Origin of the sequence: Mesorhizobium sp. M0590, assembly GCF_040320905.1 — a bacterium.
Lineage (GTDB): Bacteria > Pseudomonadota > Alphaproteobacteria > Rhizobiales > Rhizobiaceae > Mesorhizobium.
Window position 1 is genome coordinate 1 of record NZ_JAMYQN010000025.1, and the last position, 13,541, is coordinate 13,541.

The 13,541-nt window shown below is 63.3% G+C and carries 8 protein-coding genes; 4 read left to right on the forward strand and 4 right to left on the reverse strand.

Annotation, left to right across the window (positions count from 1 at the left end; translation table 11 throughout):
* Positions 1-131: 131 nt before the first annotated feature.
* The 3 genes from NKI52_RS28595 to NKI52_RS28605 all read right to left on the reverse strand — a co-directional run bounded on the left by NKI52_RS28595 (position 132) and on the right by NKI52_RS28605 (position 5,077).
* Positions 132-1,511, reverse strand: a complete 1,380-nt coding sequence (locus NKI52_RS28595) for an aspartate aminotransferase family protein (RefSeq protein ID WP_023676490.1) — start codon at positions 1,509-1,511, stop codon at positions 132-134.
* A gap of 240 nt (positions 1,512-1,751) precedes the next feature.
* Positions 1,752-3,821 (reverse strand): prolyl oligopeptidase family serine peptidase, encoded by a 2,070-nt coding sequence (locus NKI52_RS28600; RefSeq protein WP_352587681.1) that lies wholly within the window; start codon positions 3,819-3,821, stop codon positions 1,752-1,754.
* A 95-nt stretch (positions 3,822-3,916) separates the two neighbouring features.
* Complete coding sequence (locus NKI52_RS28605; protein WP_023676492.1) at positions 3,917-5,077, reverse strand: MFS transporter; 1,161 nt, start codon at positions 5,075-5,077, stop codon at positions 3,917-3,919.
* A gap of 208 nt (positions 5,078-5,285) precedes the next feature.
* On the opposite strand from NKI52_RS28605, the gene NKI52_RS28610 reads away from it, so the two are divergent.
* From NKI52_RS28610 to NKI52_RS28625, 4 genes are all read left to right on the forward strand, one after another.
* Complete coding sequence (locus NKI52_RS28610; protein WP_023676493.1) at positions 5,286-6,863, forward strand: trimethylamine methyltransferase family protein; 1,578 nt, start codon at positions 5,286-5,288, stop codon at positions 6,861-6,863.
* Positions 6,864-6,995: 132 nt separating this feature from the next.
* Positions 6,996-9,593: a GcvT family protein gene (locus tag NKI52_RS28615; RefSeq protein ID WP_023676494.1), complete on the forward strand. Its 2,598-nt coding sequence runs from the start codon at positions 6,996-6,998 to the stop codon at positions 9,591-9,593.
* A gap of 88 nt (positions 9,594-9,681) precedes the next feature.
* Positions 9,682-11,259 carry an ArnT family glycosyltransferase gene (locus tag NKI52_RS28620; RefSeq protein WP_352700438.1) on the forward strand — a complete coding sequence of 526 codons (1,578 nt, stop codon included), beginning with the start codon at positions 9,682-9,684 and terminating at the stop codon, positions 11,257-11,259.
* 25 nt (positions 11,260-11,284) lie between these two features.
* On the forward strand, positions 11,285-12,595 hold the full coding sequence (locus NKI52_RS28625; RefSeq protein ID WP_023676496.1) for a M24 family metallopeptidase: 1,311 nt from the start codon (positions 11,285-11,287) through the stop codon (positions 12,593-12,595).
* Between the two features lie 107 nt (positions 12,596-12,702).
* Here NKI52_RS28625 and NKI52_RS28630 read toward each other — a convergent pair whose 3' ends face one another.
* Complete coding sequence (locus tag NKI52_RS28630; protein WP_352700439.1) at positions 12,703-13,503, reverse strand: phosphate/phosphite/phosphonate ABC transporter substrate-binding protein; 801 nt, start codon at positions 13,501-13,503, stop codon at positions 12,703-12,705.
* Positions 13,504-13,541 lie beyond the last annotated feature (38 nt).

Below are 13,541 nucleotides of genomic sequence, written 5' to 3' on the forward strand. Positions count from 1 at the left end.
AAATTTAGTGTTTGGCGGTGTACACTTTCCCTTTAATTATATTTAACCATCCTCTTTGTCCTAATTGTTCGAAGTAGCGGGAATTCATTCGCGGGGCGCCCTTTTCGGGGGCGCCCGGCAAACGTTCCATCTTACCGCTTGCGCAAATCTGCTTGCGCCAGGTCGAGCGCCGTGGCGATGCGGTCGCAGGCCATGTCGATCGTCTCGCGCGTCCAGATCAGCGGCGGCGACAGGATCATCGTGTCGCCGGTAGCGCGCAGCATCATGCCCTGGACAATCGCGTGGTCGCGAACCATCACCGCCGCGCTGCCGGCCGGCAGGAAGCGCTCCTTGGTCACCTTGTCCTTGACGATCTCGATCGCCCCCATCAGCCCGAACGAGCGCACCTCGCCGACCAGATCGTGCCCACCGAGACGTTCCTGCAGGGCCCTGGCGAAGTAAGGCCCGGTGTCGTTCCTCACGCGCTCGACCAGGCCTTCGCGCTCGATGATCTCGAGGTTCTTCAGCGCCACCGCGCAGGCCACCGGATGCCCGGCATAGGTGTAGCCGTGATAGAATTCGCCGCCCTTTTCGACCAGCGTCGCCGCGATGCGGTCGCCGACCAGCAGCGCCGACAGCGGCTGATAGCCAGAGGTCAGCGCCTTGGCCGTGGTGATGGTGTCGGGCTCGACATCGAAGGCTTGTGCGGCGAACCACTCGCCTGTGCGGCCATATCCGGTGATGACCTCGTCCAGCATCAGCAGGACATCGTATTTGCGGCAGATGCGCTGCACCTCCGGCCAATAGCTCATCGGCGGGATCTTCACCCCGCCTGCCCCCATCACCGGCTCGCCGATGAAGGCGGCCACCTTGTCGGCGCCGGCTTCGAGGATCGCGTCCTCGACCGCTTTTGCCGCGCGCAGGCCGAAATCATGGTCGCTTTCGCCGGGCAGTGCGAGCTCATAGGCATAGGGCATCATCACATGGACGATGTTGGGCACGGCGCCGCCGAGCTGCTTGTGCATCAAATCCATGCCGCCGAGCGAGGCGCCGGCGATGGTCGAGCCGTGGTAGCCCATCTTGCGTGAGATGATGCGGTTCTTCTCGGGCCTGCCTTCCAGCACCCAATAGTGACGGACCAGGCGCAGCGCCGTGTCGTTGGCCTCCGAACCGGACGAGCCGTAGAACACCTGGTTGATGTGCCTTGGCGCGATCTCCGCCAGCTTTTTCGACAGCAGAACCGGCGTCGGCGTCGAGCATTTGAAGAAAGAGTTGTAGTAGGGCAATTCCTTCATCTGGGCGTAGGCGGCGTCGGCCAGCTCGTCGCGGCCATAGCCGACATTGACGCACCACAGCCCAGCCATGCCGTCGAGGATTTCCGTCCCTTCGGCATCATAGATGAACGGCCCGTTGGCGTGGGTGATGATGCGCGAGCCGGTCTCGCGCATCTCTTTGTGGTCGGTGAACGGATGAAGGTGATGCGCGGCATCGATCTGCTGAAGCTGCTTCAGCGAATAATTCTGGTAGGTCATGTCTGGTCTTTCCTCTTGAACCAATCCGGCAGCTTTCGCGCCGGGGCGGATTCGTCAGAGGACAGCGGGCGGCGAATAGCCGATGCGAGCGCAGAGCCGCAACAGCTCGGCGCGTAGCGTGCGCGACGACGGCGTCACCGCCACCCCAAATGCGCAACCCGATTTCGCCAGCCGAGCCATGCATGCACCTTAGGCTGCCTCGAGCCCTCAGTTCAAGCCGTGCCGGTCAAGCGACGCCGGTCAATTGGTGCCAGTCAGGGCCCGCTGCAGGAAGACGTACTTCATCGCCGCCTGTGCGGCCTGCGGCCGCCGGTCGCCGCGTCCGCCATGGCCGCCCTCGGTCTCCTCGAAGAACAGCGTCTTGCCGTGGCCGGCCGCCTGCAGCCGTGCCGCCATCTTGCGGGCATGCCCGGGATGGACGCGATCGTCGGCGGTCGAGGTCGTCAGCAACACCGGCGGATAGGCTGCATCCGTGTCTACATGCTGATAGGGCGAATAGGCGGCGAGCCAGGCTGCCTCTTCCGGCTTCGCCGGATCGCCATACTCGGCCATCCATGACGCGCCGGGCGGCAGCTCGGTGTAGCGCAGCATATCGAGCAGCGGCACGTCGATGATCACTGCACCGAACAATTCCGGGTGCTGGGTCAGCGAGACGCCGGTCAGCAAGCCACCATTCGATCCGCCCTGGATGCCCAGTGTGGCGGGCGTAGCGATGCCGCGTTTGACCAGATCTTGCGCGACGGCAGCGAAATCGTCGAAGGCATTCTGGCGATTGGCCTTGAGCGCCGCCTGGTGCCAGTTCGGGCCGAACTCGCCGCCGCCGCGGATGTTGGCCTGCACATAGGCATTGCCCTTCTCCAGCCACAGCCTGCCGCGTACGCCGGCATAGCCGGGCAGCAGCGGCACTTCGAAGCCGCCATAGCCGTAAAGCAATGTCGGCACGGGTCCATGCAAGTCGCGCCTCCTGACGACGAAGTACGGGATCATCGTGCCATCCTTCGAGCGCGCCTCGAACTGTTCGGAGAGCAGGGACGACGCGTCGAAACGCGCCGGCTGCGACTTCACCGTTGCCAGCCCCGCGGCGTTGTCGTCCGACCAGATGATCGAGCTCGGCGTCAGGAAATCGGTGAAGGAGAAGGAGACGCTGGAACCGAAATGCTCGGCATGGCTGATGCCGACATTGCCGTTTTCGGGCAACGCCACGGGCTTGAACTCCCAGCCGCTGTCGCTGCGCTTGCCGGCGACGACCTTGCCGCGCACATTGTCCATCAAATTGATGAACAGCCGGTCCTGCGTGCGGGCAATGCCGGCGATCGAGACGCGGTGCGCCGGCTCGAGCACGGTATCGAGGGATCCGAATAGCCCGGTTTCGATCCAGCGCTCGAAATCGAGTGAATAGAGTCCGTCGGGCTTACACAGCGTGCCGTCCGGCGCAGTCCACGGGGTACGCACGCCAAAGACGAGCTGGCCTTTGAACAGCGCCGTATCGGTGACGTCGTCCGGCAACGGGATGCGCCTGTTTCCGCCGGAAGGCAGCCGCAGGAAGCTGTGCGAGGCGAAGAAGTCGATGGTCCGGGCGAGGAAGACATGACGCTTGTCGCCGTCGAATTCGACGGACCCGCCGGCGGCAAGATCCTGCTTCAGCGCCTCGAAGATCGGCATCGCCGCTTCCAGTGGCGTGCCGCGCCGCCAAAGCTTGACCACGCGCGGATAACCGGACTGGGTCTTGTCGTCCTCCTCGAAGGCGGCGGAAACGATAACCGTGTCCTCGTCCAGCCAGCTAAAGCTCGATTTCGAGGCAGGAGCGCGAAAGCCGCCATCGACGAACGATCTGCTTTCGATATCGAATTCGCGCATCTCGCTGGCATCGCCGCCATCCGGCGACAGGTTGAGCAGGCAGCGGCTGAAGTCGGGGTAGAGCCGGCTGGCGCCGCTGAACACCCATTTCACCCCCTCTTTCGCCGCCAGACTGTCGAAGTCGATGATCGTCTGCCATTCCGGCTTGTCGGTCTTGTAGGAGGCGACGGTGGTGCGCCGCCAGAGGCCGAGTACGTTCGTCCGGTCCTGCCAGAAATTATAGACATAGCCGTTGATAGCGGCCCCGACGGCGATGTTATCCTCGGCTGTCATCAGGTCGAGCGCCGTCTCGAACGACGTCTGATAGGACGGATCACCCTGCAGCTCCCCGACCGTAACTGCATTTTGGTGATGCACCCAGTCGAGCGCCTGCTTGCCCCTCCTGTCCTCAAGCCAGAGAAACGGGTCTTCGGCCGCCGAACCCGGCTGGCCCTTGGTATTCGATTTGGTCATGAGGTCTCCGGTTGAGTCGGGTGGCGACATAGCCAAGATCGACATGGGGCCGCTTACATTCAAGCCATTCGTCAGAAACGGCGGCTTTCTGGCATTCACACCATCCGTCTTCGAATGACCGTTACAACTGCCAGCGCCAGGCAAATGGCACCGAGCGTCATTGGCAGGCCGCCGGCGCCAACAACATCCATGGCGCTGCCCGCCAGCGGCGGCACGGCGATGCCGCCGACGCCCCACATCAGCGAGAAGGCGGCGTTGCCGGCGACCAGTGCCGAGCCGGTGAACCGCTCGCCGAGTTCAATGATCGACATCGTGTAAATGCCGTAGGAAACCGCGCCCCAGATGAAGACGCACGGCCAGATCAGCGGCGTCTCGATGAGAACCGGCAACAGAACGCATCCCAGCACCGTCATCGAAACACAGATGAACCGCACCAGCCGCGCCGTCAGTCGTTCCGCCAGCAGGCCGAGCGGCACCTGCATAGCGATGTTGCCGGCGATCATCACCGACAGCAGCGCCGACATGCGCGCTTCGGCGATGCCATAATGTGTTCCGTAGACCGGCAGCAAGGCGAGCACCGCCTGTTCGAAACCGGCGGCCACGATCACTGCCGATAACAGCAGCCACGCCTGCGGCACGAACCCCAGCACCGAAACGCGGTGCCCGCTCTCGTCGACCTTGGGCAGCCGTGCCAGCACCGAGGCGAGGCAGGCGCCGCAAAACAGAAATGCGGCGATGCCGACGAGGAACGGCGGCCATCCCTCGGTGCCGACCGCAAGCAGGCACAGCGGCCCCGCCGCAAAGCCCGCCGAAATGATGGTCGAATAGATGCCCATGACGCGGCCGCGGCGTGTCGGCGGCGCCAGTGCGATCACCCAGACTTCGCTCAGCACGTAGAGCGGGTTGGTGACGGCGCCGATCAAAAAGCGCAGAGGAAACCACAGATAGACATTTTGCGTCCAGCCGATCAGCGCCAGCACCAGCGCGGAAAGTGCCGCGCAAGTAAGCGCGGTGCGCCCTGCCCCGAAACGCCGCGCCAGCGCCGGAACCAGCGGCGACGAGACGATGAAGCCGATCGGCGTCATTGCCGCCGACAGGCCGATCATGGCCGGCGAAACGCCCTGGCGCTGCAGGATGAAGCTCAACAGCGGATAGCTCAGCCCTTGCGCGATGGCGAACACCGAGACGGTGGCGATCACGCCGGTGATCGCCGCCCATTGCACTGTCTCGCCGCTGTCCTGTTTCGCCCGGTCCATGATGCAGGACTAGCGTTTCGCTTTCATCGCGGTAAGCACCGGCAACGAAAACCGCTTGCGCCAGCCGGAAGAGATAAGAGCCTGACGATCCCTCCGGCTGCCCTTCAGGCATGTCGCTTCCCTCGTCCTAGTGGTCGCCGCCTCCGCAATGGCTGGCCGGCCGGCAGTCCATTATGCCGCCGCATTGCCGCAGCGTACGAGGACTATCATGACCGCCGCCCTTCAGCCCGCCGAACCTGCATTGGCAAACGACCGCGCCCGTCGCGGCGGCCGCGCGGGAAAGCGTGCCGGCGGATCGGCGGCGTTCGAGCAGCCGCCGTTTCGGCAGTTGAAGAACCCGCTGGCGCCGACCCGGCTGGTTTCCGACGACGAGCTGGAATCTATCCACCTCGCCTCTCTGCGCGTGCTGCGGGAAATCGGCGTCGACGTGCTGCATGACGAAGCCCGGCGCATCATGAAGGCGCATGGCGCCGATGTCCGCGAAGGCAGCGAGCGGGTGCGCTTCGACAGTGACATGATCCTGGAACTGGTTGCGCACTGCCCGCCGGAATTCACCATCCACGCCCGCAACCCGGCGCACAACGTGCGCTTCGGCGGCGATAATCTGATCATCTCGATGATGGCGTCGGCGCCCAATTGCTCCGACGTCGACCGCGGCCGCCGGCCGGGCAACCAGCAGGACTACCGCAACTTCCTCAAGCTTGCGCAGATGCACAACATATTGAACTGCACGGGCGGCTATCCGGTCGAGCCGATCGACATCCATCCGTCCGTCCGCCACCTTGAATGCATCCGTGACCTCGCCACGCTGACCGACAAGATGTTCCACATCTATTCGCTCGGCAAGGAGCGCAACGTCGACGGCATCGAGATCACCAGGATCGCACGTGGCATCAGCCATGAGCAGTTGCTTGCAGAGCCGTCGGTATTCACCATCATCAACACCAATTCGCCGCTCAAGCTCGACGTGCCGATGATGGAAGGCATCATCCAGATGTCGAGCAAGGGCCAGGTGGTCATCGTGACGCCGTTCACCCTGTCCGGCGCCATGGCGCCGGTGACGATTGCCGGCGCGCTGGTGCAGCAGAATGCCGAGGCGCTGTCCGGCATCGCCTTTGCGCAGATGGTGCGCAAGGGCGCGCCTGTCGGCTACGGCGGCTTCACCTCGAACGTCGATATGAAGTCCGGCGCGCCGGCCTTCGGCACGCCGGAATATATGAAGGCGCAGCTGGTCGGCGGGCAGCTCGCCCGCCGCTACAACATCCCCTACCGCACCTCCAACACCTGCGCCGCCAACACGGTCGATGCGCAGGCCGCCTATGAAAGCGTGTTCTCACTGTGGGGCGCCATCCAGGGCGGCGGCAATCTGATGATGCATGCGGCCGGCTGGCTGGAAGGCGGCCTGCGCTGCTCCTACGAGAAGACCATCCTCGACATAGACCTGTTGCAGATGGTCGCCGAGTTCCTGACGCCGCTCGATCTTTCCGAGGAAGCACTCGGTTTCGACGCCATACAGTCCGTCGGCCCCGGCGGCCATTTCTTCGGCACCCAGCACACGCAGGACCGCTACAAGACCGCGTTCTATGCGCCTATTATCTCGGACTGGCGCAATTTCGAGAGTTGGGCGGAGGCCGGGTCGCCGACGGCGCTCGAAAAGGCCAATCGCGTCTGGAAGGAACGGCTGGCCTCCTATGAAGAGCCTTACATGGATCCGGCAATCAGGGAGGAGCTCAACGCTTTCGTCGACAAGCGCCGGGCCGAAGGCGGCGCGCCGACCGATTTCTGATCATCTGATGAGTAGTCGACCCCCACTCCGTCTTGATGGCAGGCTGGCCGGAAACATCGCTGTATCCGATCTCCGCTTTGTTTTCGCGCCCCGCTCACTCGATTCAATCTCTTCAAAAACGGAATTATCTTCATGAAATCTCATGCAAAAGCGGTTGTCATCGGCGGCGGGGTCGTTGGCTGCTCGGTGCTCTATCATCTGGCCAAGGCTGGCTGGAACGACATCATGCTGATCGAGCGTTCGGAGCTCACTTCCGGCTCGTCCTGGCATGCGGCGGGCGGCTTCCATACGCTGAACGGCGATCCCAACGTCGCCAAGCTGCAGGCCTACACGGTGCAGCTTTACAAGGAGATCGAGGAGATTTCCGGCCAATCCTGCTCGCTGCACCTGACCGGCGGCGTGATGATGGCTGACACGCCCGAGCGCATGGACTTCTTGCGGCTCGCCCACGCCAAGGGCCGCTATCTCGGCATGGACACCGAACTGATCACGCCGTCCGAAGCCAAGGCGATGTTCCCGCTGATGGACGAGACGAATTTCGTCGGCGCCATGTGGGATCCAGTCGAGGGTCATCTCGACCCTTCCGGCACCACCCATGCCTATGCCAAGGCCGCCAGGAAGCTAGGCGCCGAGATCGTACTGCGCAACCGCGTCGTGGAACTGACGCAGGAGGTCGACGGCACCTGGAACGTCGTCACTGAGCAAGGCACAGTCAAAGCCGAGCATGTGGTTAACTGCGGCGGCCTGTGGGCGCGCGAGATCGGTCGCATGGTCGGCGTCGAACTGCCGGTGCTGGCCATGGAGCACATGTATCTCCTGACCGAGCCGATGCCGGAGGTCGAGGAATTCAACAAGTCGACCGGCCGCGAGATGATTGGCGTGCTCGATTTCAAGGGCGAGATCTATACCCGCCAGGAGCGCAACGGCATCCTGCTCGGCACCTATGAAAAGGCCTGCAAGCCGTGGTCGCCGGTCAGCACGCCCTGGGATTTCGGCCACGAGCTGCTGCAGCCAGACATCGACCGCATCGCGCCGTCGCTCGAGATCGGCTTCAAGCATTTCCCCGGCATCGAGAAGGCCGGCATCAAGCAGATCATCAACGGCCCCTTCACCTTCGCGCTGGACGGCAACCCGCTGGTCGGCCCGGTGCAGGGCCTGACCAATTTCTGGTGCGCCTGCGCCGTCATGGCCGGCTTCAGCCAGGGCGGCGGCGTCGGCCTGGCGCTGTCGAACTGGATGGTCCATGGCGACCCCGGCTTCGACGTCTGGGGCATGGACGTTGCGCGCTTCGGCGAATGGGCAACGCTGCGCTATACCAACGCAAAGGTCCGCGAAAATTATTCGCGCCGCTTCTCCATCCGCTTTCCCAACGAGGAATTACCGGCGGCAAGACCAGCGCAGACGACCCCGCTTTACGACACCATGCTCGCCAACAACGCCGTCATGGGCGACAGCTGGGGTCTCGAAACCCCGCTCTGGTTCGCGCCGAAAGGCTCGGAGCCGAAGGACGTCGTGTCCTTCCACCGCTCCAATGATTTCCGCCCGATCGGCGAGGAAGTGCGCGCCACCCGCGAGAGGGTCGGCGTCACCGAGATCGCCAACTTCGCCAAATACGAAGTCTCCGGGCCAGGGGCCGAGGACTTCCTCAACCGTCTGATGACCAATCGCATGCCGAAGACCGGCCGCATCGTGCTGACGCCCATGCTGAACGAGTTCGGCCGGCTGATCGGGGACTTCACCATTGCCAAGGCGGGCCCAAGGGGTGGGGAAGACCGCTTCATGATATGGGGTTCTTCGGCAGCGCAAAAATACCACATGCGCTGGTTCGAGAAGCATCTGCCGAAGGACGGTCCAAGGGCGTCAGAGGTGCGCATCCACCGCTTCGACCAGACGCTGGTCGGGTTGTCGATCGCCGGGCCGAAATCCCGCGACCTGCTGCAGAAACTGGTCGATGTCGACATCTCGACCAAGGCCTTCCGCTTCATGGATTTCCGCGAGATGGCGGTCGGCGGAGCGCCCTGCATGGTCAACCGGATCACCTACACCGGCGACCTCGGCTATGAGATCTGGATGGCGCCTGCCTACCAGCGCCTGGTCTACAAGGCAATCAAGGAGGCTGGCGAAGAGTTTGGCCTTGTCGATTTCGGCATGCGGGCTTTGCTCTCGATGCGCCTTGAGAAGAACTTCCCGACCTGGTTCCGCGAGTTACGTCCGATCTACGGACCGTTCGAAGGCTCGATGGACCGCTTCATCAAGCTAGAGAAGAACGACTTCATCGGCCGGGAAGCAGCGGCCAAGGAACAGGCAGAAGGGCCGAAACTGCGCCGTGTCTCCTTCATCGTCGATGCCGCGGATGCAGACGTCATGGGCGACGAGCCGATCTGGGCCAAGGTCGGCGGCAAGGATTACGGCACCGTGGAAAAGCCGCATGGCTATGGCGCGCCGCGCTTCGACGCGGGCGGCAAGGAAGTGCGCGGCTCGAACGCCGCCGAAGGCGCGTCTGCCGTGCGCGGCATTGTCGACGGCGACTGGCGCGTGGTCGGCTGGGTCACCTCCGGCGGCTATGCGCATTATGTCGAGAAGTCGATGGCGCAAGGCTATGTACCGGCAGCGCTTGCCGAGAACGAGAGCGCCGGGCTGTTCGAGATCGAAATCCTCGGGCACCGGCGTCCCGCACGCATCAATGTCGAGCCGCCCTTCGACCCGAGCGGCGAAAAGATGAGGACGTAGGCGCAGCCAGCCGGTCGCATTGTGCGGAGCATACTCTTCATGCTAGCGCAGCCGGCAACACTCTGCTGGCAAGGGCGATGAGATTTCATTGAAGTACAATCTGAGATGGGCCGAGTGGCTGGCCGAGGGACGGATCGGCCCCTTCCCGGCGGCGATCGTCATGGTCGCGGCTTATTTTGCCTTGCAGACCATCATACTGTCCCTGTTGAGCTCTTGGGCGGGAACCGGCGTCGGCATCGATGATGCGGAGCAACTGATCTATGTTCCGCATCTCTGGGCTGGATATGGCGGCTCGCAACCACCTCTCTACACCTGGATCAACTGGCTGGCCGCGCATGTTTTCGGCACCAGTATCTTCACGCTGAAGCTCGTCAAATACTCCGTGCTGTTCCTTGCCGCCTGCAGCGTGTTCGCCGCCATGCGGCGGTTCGGCTACACCAAGGCGACAGCGGCGGCGGCCATGTTCGGCCTGTTTACGATCCCGCAGATCGTCTGGGAATCGCAGCGCGCCTTGTCGCATTCCGTCGCCGTCGTCGGCTTCTGCTCGCTGCTCCTGCTGGCCATGGCCTATCTTCTCGAGCGGCGAAGCATGATCGCCTATGCGGCGTTTGGCCTGGCCACCGCGGCGGCAATTCTTGCCAAATATAATGATGTCTTCCTCGTGGTGGCCCTTGTTGCGGCCGCGCTGTCGCTGCGCGAATGGCGCAGTGCGATTCTCGATCCGAAGTTCGCCATCAGCATAGCGGTCGCGATATTGGTGCTGGCGCCAACCACCTATTGGAGCCTCATGCATCCCGCCGATTTATTGTCGAGAGGCGAGAAGTTCGGAATAGACGCGCAACGGGGGCGCATGGCGGCGGCCTTTGTCGGTGCCGGCAAGTTTATCATGGGAACCTTCAATTTCGCGGTCTTGCCGGTGCTAGTTTCCGCGCTGGCTTTCGGGCTGGCCGGGTTTCGTTTCTCCGAGTGGCACCCGAAAGGTCCGGCTCGGGAAATTCTGTTGCGGCGTACCTTGGCGCTCGGCTTGGCCATGCTTGCAATACTTGTACTGGCCACCGGCGTGACGGTGGTCAAGGACCGCTGGCTGCTACCGGTCCTGTTCATGTTGCCGCTGGCCATCGTCGCCACTATGGAACGGCTGGCGCCGCGCGGCAGGAATGCGCAGCTGCTGGTGATCGCGGCTGGAGCGATCATCGCCGTGCTGCTCGCGCCCGCCACCTGGTACGTCCAGATAAACGGGACCAGTGGCCTCTCGCGGATGATCCGCGTGGATTACCCCGCCCTCTATCGCCAACTGACTGCGGACGGATCGGTCAAAACCGCAATATCTGATGGTGCATGGGTCGGAAACCTGCGGCTGGTCGACGAAAAACTGGTCGCACTTGACCAGGAAGTGCCTAATTTCGAAACGCTGATGCAGGAGCCGGCCGTACTCGTCTGGCTTGACCGCGACGATCCGCGGCCGGTCATTTTGGAGCAGCTCAAAGCGGCCGGCTATGAGCCGGACGGCCAACCACGGCAAATGATGGTTCCGCTGTTGCGCGGCACCGGCAAGTCCGCCCGGGCCGGCGCCTATGTAAGATTGAAGAGAATGGCGGTGGGAGAAGCCACGGCGCCTAAGGAAGGCGTTAGCGGAGGAGCCGAGGGTGGACAGGAACCCCACTGACCGGCCCCGTCATCACCGCAAGATCATGCCGTTCGAGCCCGACGGCTCGAATGATGCGCTGCACAAAAAATCGCGGCTGAAGGCCGCTGAACTCAACCAGCATGCGCTGGGCTATGGAGCGCTGGCGGAAGCCGAATGGCAGGCGGCGGGCATTGCTGCTCCTAACCTGCCCGCCATGCGCCGATACCGGCTCGAGCGCATCCGCGCCGAGCTGAAGCGCCGCGACTATGCGGGAGCCCTGCTCTACGATCCGGTCAACATCCGCTATGCCACCGACGCAACCAACATGCAGCTCTGGGTCGCACACAATCGGACCAGGCATTGTTTCGTTGCCACCGATGGCCCGGTGGTGCTGTTCGACTATTTCTCCTGCGAGCACCTTTCCGATCATTCCGGCGTCGTCGACGAGGTGCGGCCGGCGGTGTCGTGGGCTTATCTGTACAGCGGCGAGCTGACCGGAAAAGTCCGCCGCTGGGCAGCCGGCATCGCCGACCTGGTATTGGAACATGGCGGCGGCAATCGCCGTATCGCCGTCGACCATATCAATCCCGAGGGCATCGAAGAGCTCGCCCGTCTCGGCATCTCGACCGGCAATGGCGAGGCGGTGATGGAAAATGCGCGGCTGATAAAATCACCCGACGAGATCCTTGCCATGCGCCGGGCGATCGCCGCTTGCGAGGCGGCAATGGGCGAGATGGAGAAGGCGCTGAGGCCTGGCATCTCCGAGAACGAATTGTGGGCCGAACTCCATCGCGGCAACATCGCGCGCGGCGGCGAATGGATCGAAACCCGGCTCCTGTCGTCGGGTCCGCGCACCAATCCATGGTTCCAGGAGTGTTCGTCGCGGACGATCGAGGCCGGCGAGCTCGTCGCTTTCGACACCGACCTGATCGGTCCTTACGGCTTCTGCGCCGACCTTTCGCGCACCTGGCTTTGCGGTGACGCGCCGCCGTCGCATGAGCAGCGCGACCTGTTCCGCATCGCCGCCGACCAGATCGCCCACAACACGGAGCTGATGCGGTCGGGCATATCGTTCCGCGACCTCGTCGAGGGCTCGTCAGTGCCACCGGGAGACTGCTTCCCGGCCCGTTACGGGGTGCTCTATCACGGCGTCGGCCTTGCCGACGAATACCCGACTTTGCCGCATGCTAGCGACTGGACCGACGACACACCGGACGGAGTGCTCGAACCTGGCATGGTGCTGTGCGTCGAGAGCTATATCGGTCGGCTTGGCGGCTACGAAGGCGTCAAGATCGAAGAACAGATCCTGATCACTGAAACCGGCAACGAGAAGCTTTCGACCTACCCGCTCGACAATCGGCTGCTTGGCGGCTGAGCGACGCTAGCATGTCGCGCAAAAGTGTGCAGCGGCTTTGCGATAACGACATGCATAAAACAAGAATCTAAAGCGCGTCGCATGAGGCCGACCGAACGCGACGCGCTTTACGTGAGCGCCGCGATCGCCTCGCGCATCGCGGCGACGATCGTTTCCGGCGTCGTCCTGGCGGTGATGAACGGCAAGCCTTTGCGCCGCCTTGTCCAGCCGACGACCGTCACCTTCTGCGCCGCAGGCTCGAAACGCTGCGCCAGCGCCCAGCTCTCGCAATCGATCGCCGCGACGTCCGCCCTGCCCTCGGCAACGGCAACGATCGAAGCACGGTGCCCACAGCTTTCGCTCAGCGCGGAAAAGATATCCAGACTCTCGCCCAATGCTTGCAGGTCGCGGGCTGGCGCGATGATGCCCGACATGGAATCGAGGCTGTTGAAGGTGAAGCGCTTGCTGCGAAGCTGATCGAGCGGAATGACGGCACCGCCGTCGGCCGGCGCCCTTGCCGGCGGTGCCTCGCCCGCCCTCATGACGATGGCGCTCGAATAGAGTTCGCCCTGTCCACCTTCGAAGGCGTCGTAACGCGGCTGGCCGACGAGTTGGACACGCTGCGACAGGCCGAGTTCCATCGGTCCCCAGCAGGTTTGCGCAAAGAGCAGCGCCGGATGCAGCCAGAGCTGGTGAAAATCCAGTTCGTCCGGCGGCAATGTCGCCGGATCGGGCGCGATGGGTTTTCCCTGATCGTCGCGAATACCGCCAGGCACGGGGGGCAAATCGCCGGTGCGGCGGATGATCGTCTCCGGCGCATCGATGCCTTTTTGTCTGAAAGCATCGCACAGCCGCGCCCATTGCGCGTCGACATCGTCCCGCGCTTCCGGCCAGTCGTACATCGGCAAAGCCGCAATGAATTCGCTCATGCCGGGATTTGACCGTTATGCGGGGAAATTGGCAACGT

Excerpts from the sequence above, each read along its gene's own strand:
- NKI52_RS28595 (WP_023676490.1), bottom strand. The coding sequence starts at position 1,511 with ATGACCTACCAGAATTATTCGCTGAAGCAGCTTCAGCAGATCGATGCC.
- NKI52_RS28600 (WP_352587681.1), bottom strand. The coding sequence starts at position 3,821 with ATGACCAAATCGAATACCAAGGGCCAGCCGGGTTCGGCGGCCGAAGAC.
- NKI52_RS28605 (WP_023676492.1), bottom strand. The coding sequence starts at position 5,077 with ATGGACCGGGCGAAACAGGACAGCGGCGAGACAGTGCAATGGGCGGCG.
- NKI52_RS28610 (WP_023676493.1), top strand. The coding sequence starts at position 5,286 with ATGACCGCCGCCCTTCAGCCCGCCGAACCTGCATTGGCAAACGACCGC.
- NKI52_RS28615 (WP_023676494.1), top strand. The coding sequence starts at position 6,996 with ATGAAATCTCATGCAAAAGCGGTTGTCATCGGCGGCGGGGTCGTTGGC.
- NKI52_RS28625 (WP_023676496.1), top strand. The coding sequence starts at position 11,285 with ATGCCGTTCGAGCCCGACGGCTCGAATGATGCGCTGCACAAAAAATCG.
- NKI52_RS28630 (WP_352700439.1), bottom strand. The coding sequence starts at position 13,503 with ATGAGCGAATTCATTGCGGCTTTGCCGATGTACGACTGGCCGGAAGCG.